The 3,946-nt window shown below is 45.2% G+C and carries 3 protein-coding genes and 1 pseudogene; all 4 read right to left on the bottom strand.

Features of this window, described 5'->3' with window-relative positions; translation table 11 throughout:
- Positions 1 to 797: 797 nt before the first annotated feature.
- Positions 798 to 1,070 carry a PAAR domain-containing protein gene (locus tag LGZ98_RS23065; RefSeq protein WP_113044029.1) on the bottom strand — a complete coding sequence of 91 codons (273 nt, stop codon included), beginning with the start codon at positions 1,068 to 1,070 and terminating at the stop codon, positions 798 to 800.
- A gap of 3 nt (positions 1,071 to 1,073) precedes the next feature.
- On the bottom strand, positions 1,074 to 2,219 hold the full coding sequence (locus LGZ98_RS23060; protein WP_262978664.1) for a DUF3396 domain-containing protein: 1,146 nt from the start codon (positions 2,217 to 2,219) through the stop codon (positions 1,074 to 1,076).
- A 15-nt stretch (positions 2,220 to 2,234) separates the two neighbouring features.
- On the bottom strand, positions 2,235 to 3,593 hold the full coding sequence (locus LGZ98_RS23055; protein WP_191214996.1) for a VRR-NUC domain-containing protein: 1,359 nt from the start codon (positions 3,591 to 3,593) through the stop codon (positions 2,235 to 2,237).
- A gap of 2 nt (positions 3,594 to 3,595) precedes the next feature.
- Positions 3,596 to 3,946, bottom strand: a pseudogene (locus tag LGZ98_RS23050) (type VI secretion system tip protein VgrG); the annotation flags it as partial.

Here is a 3,946-nt window from a genome sequence, read left to right as displayed (position 1 = left end):
ATTAAACCAATTCTCTTAAATAAAAGATTTTTCCTGACTGCAACAAGTTTACGAAAAATCAGAGACTATAATTGTAGAAAACCGAGAAGCATCCCCGAAAAAGCAAGAGTATTTAACAGCATTAAAAATGATTAAAGAAATGAGCATTAACTTTAATACCGTTAACTCTCTGCTATCCTCATTAGTTTTAAACCTAAAAAATCAGATATAGAAAAAGGAGAAACGAGAAAACCTAAATATCAGTTTAATGAAAACAAGGGCGTTAAATACGGTTCAGAAAATGTAAAAACCTTTATATTTACCACAATTAAGCAATAAAAACCGTTCTTTATAACAGGTTTCCAATTAAAAATAAGCACCCCATCAGAATGAAAACCACAGTACAAGCTTATCATATTTTTAACATTACTTTTTTAACTTACATTTCCCTTTTACCTGTGATTAATCAACTAAGGGTTAAAAAATAGGTAGACCATTGATGCCAACTTTTTAAAAAACATAAAGTGACTAAAAACAACCTATTCTCTGCTATGTTTAATCCATTTATCGGTAATACTATCCTCCACTTATTTTACATTTACCTAACCAGCCATGATATATTTAAAAAGACAAACAGGGAGAGATTAAGTACATTTAGTCGAAATTCACTAACCATTAACCTAAATATCCAAAAGATAAAAAAAGATTAAAACCAGATACCGATTAAAATCATAGGTTAAAAAAATAACTTTTAATCACAGTTTAAAACCTGCTCCGGTTTTATGGGTATTTCAATTAAAGGCTTTAGCATTTGATAGTTATGACCGTACCTTTAATCGACAAGCGCCGGTCGGGCAACCACAATTAACAAGGTGTCCCTCCAGCGCGACAGGTATTCCTTGTATATTGAACAAGTTAGAACCTTCCGCAATCGCGCCGGTTTGTTTACAGGCGGGACAAAACACCGGATCACCTTTACAGGCAACCGATAGGTGTTGGTTTACCAAATAGGAACCCTTTAAAACCTCACCTCCGGTTGTTGTGGTATCACCTTTAAGGATAACTTTTTTACTTTCCACTACACTGCGCATTATTTACTCCGTTGTATTTTCCGTTTCTCGTATTAAATGCCATACAGTTGTGCCCGGTTCTGCACCTTCAACATCAAAAGCCATCGCCCCCTGAGCAAAGAAATACTGTTTGTCAGGCAGGCTGTCGGTTTGCCAGATCCCGCTGACCAGTGCCGGATGGTCACCTCTCAAAGGGGTTACATGCAGCGGTCCCCGGTCATAACGGGCATACCAGGCCAGTGTGGAAATATCATCAAAATGACCTTCGCCATAAAAGTGCAGGGAATGGCCTTCGCGGGGAATGACTCGTATTGGGCGTATCAGTTGGTTAATAGCAAAATAACTCTCCGGGACACTGCCCGGCAGTGGTGTTAAGTCCGGGTATTGACCGGCCCGGATCATCAGACCATTGGAATAAGGGGTAATCTCCACATCCCGGTAGGGGCGCAGCGTGCGGCGTATCCAATATTCTCCACCCAGTCGGTTTACAAATCGTTTGGACAGCAGGGTGATCCAATTAATGCCACGGATGGAATGTTCATACTGTAATTTAGCTGTGTGCACTGCGGAGTTCACTTGCAGGGAAGGGTAACGTTGCGCCAGTTGATACTCTAAAGGAAAGTAGTCATAGAAGTCGTTGGGTAAGACCAGACAGTAGCCACAGTCCCCACTGTCAGGTTCGAGTTGTTCACATAAAAAATCCAGCCAGGACATAAAATGAGCCATGCCGTCTTGTTCTTTTAGATAATCCCAGGGCAGCACCAGACTAAGGTAGGAGCTATCATCGTCACCATCAATTTCTCGGGAATCCAGGTAATGCATCAGATAGCGGGGAGCTTCATAGATATTTTTGGCGTCACTAACATCCCAGCTAGAAAGTTGGTTTTTTTTCTGATTAAGAATACCCTCCTCAACTTTAGCAATATTTTCTGGGGAATATTTTTTTAACCCTTTCAGCTCATGACGATGAAAACGCAGGTAAGTGCCAAATTCTTCGCGAAAGCGCCGGTAGCAGGCCAGAATGCGTTGTTTTTTCTCCTGGGTATAGCCTTGTTTAAAAAACAAGGTGATAGAAATCCCAAGACGAGAAACAGTCAGTCCATCGCCATTGAGGAAGGTAAACGCGGCCAGTTGTGATTTCAACTGGGAAAAGTAATCTACAGTTTTCATCATTTTCTCCATGAATTATGAGGCGGTGGCGAATGTCACACTCGCCAATATTGCCAGGACTGCGGCTAACGCAGCGGCGCTTACCGCAGCCGCAGCGGCTAAAATTTCCACCAGTGCAATCAGCGCGGCAGCGACAGCAAGGGTGACCAGGATAACAACGGCAACGCCGGCAACAATCACCACCACTTCCAGCATGCCTTCCCCTACTTCTTTTAATATTTGCATCCAGCTAATATTTTTTAGCTCTTCCAGAGTGATATCTGAACCCTGTTGCACCGTCTGCCACCGGGCTTTTATCTCACTCTCCGTCCAGGTCACGATTTTTCCCGTTTGTTCATTAACCCAGGAAAAAGCGTAGCTGACCTGATGGCTTATCGGGTCAATAATCTCTTTACACACCCACTTGCCGGCTTGATTGAACCATGCTCCAAACTGAGCAAGGAGCTCCCGGGTACTGTCGCGGACATAATTCAACCCGTTTTCGGCCAGACCCGCCACCTCTTGCCCGAGGACAACCCAGTCTTCATAGCTGGGTAAAAACGACCAGCGGGAAGTGCTGAGAAGCGGTGGATTTTTTGTCAGCGGCTGTGGAATGGTCCCCGGCACACCCTCTGCAGGAGGGGTGGGTAAAGCTTCATCATCAGGAGGCGAACCGGGCGGCAGTGGGGCCAGTGGTATCGGATTTTTATAGTGTTGGGAATTGGGCTGATAAAGTTTTCGCCATGCTTCATCATACTGTTTTTGCTCTTCTGTGCGGTTATCGTCGACGCGCATTACCCCAAAGCGTTTTTCTGTTGCAATCTGGATATAATCAGTTTGTTGCCCTTTAGTGAGTTCATCCCCTGGAAATTTCACCTCAATCAACATTTTCAGATTATCGGGGTGTACGGAGCCATCAAAATAGGTAGCATTTCTGCCCGGCCAGCGGAGCGCTTCATCTTTAACCAGAATAATATCGGGCCGACGGATACCAATAACCCCAAATTTCTCTGCGTCTTCGGCAGAAGGCCGGGCAAACGGATTACTGGATTGCGGTAAATTATCACCATAACGCTGCTTAGAGACTTGACTGGTCGCCAGCATAGGCAGAGGAACATCCTTCTTCCCGCGGATAGCAAACACCACTTCCGCTTTATAGGGCCACAGGAAGTCATGCTTAAGCTCCTCAACCTTAATCAACCCACTCATAATGACTTGATTAAGAAAGCGAATAGCCCCCAGTTTGGTGATAATCATTGCCGGCAGACGCAGGGCGTATTCGGCTTTTTCCGCCAGATAACAGGGATCTTCATCGGCGGGAAAGACGCCTATTTCCATTGTGCAGGTGATTGATGTGACAGCCGGGCACATCTTGCCGTTGTTGGATATTGCCATACTTATTCCTCTATAAATTCCATCACATACTCTACCGGCGTGTCATAGCTGGCCCGGTATAAGGTTTGCTTCGGCTTGGGTGTTGCTTCCGGTGAATGCAGTTGCAGATTTTCTTCCGCCGCACTCTGCACAGTCACCGTTCTGCCCAGCGCGTCAGTTTTACCCGGGATGACCTGACCATCGCCGGTGGTAATGGTGTAGGGGACATTCACCAGCGGCTTATCGCTTTGCTCACTGAGCAGGGTATAGCGGGCGGAGTAGTCAAACAGCGCGCCGGCGGATTTCTTGCCGGTGATATGGTCGGTCATGGTGATGCTGACCCCTTCGATACGGATATTGCCCATTGGATCAAT

This window comes from Photorhabdus kayaii (assembly GCF_025384895.1).
In the GTDB taxonomy this organism is placed as follows: Bacteria; Pseudomonadota; Gammaproteobacteria; order Enterobacterales; family Enterobacteriaceae; genus Photorhabdus; species Photorhabdus kayaii.
This window is presented reverse-complemented; position numbering and strand designations above follow the sequence as displayed.

Bases quoted from the DNA above. Each gene is read 5' to 3' on its own strand.
- LGZ98_RS23065 (WP_113044029.1), bottom strand. From the start codon at position 1,070: ATGCGCAGTGTAGTGGAAAGTAAAAAAGTTATCCTTAAAGGTGATACC.
- LGZ98_RS23060 (WP_262978664.1), bottom strand. From the start codon at position 2,219: ATGAAAACTGTAGATTACTTTTCCCAGTTGAAATCACAACTGGCCGCG.
- LGZ98_RS23055 (WP_191214996.1), bottom strand. From the start codon at position 3,593: ATGGCAATATCCAACAACGGCAAGATGTGCCCGGCTGTCACATCAATC.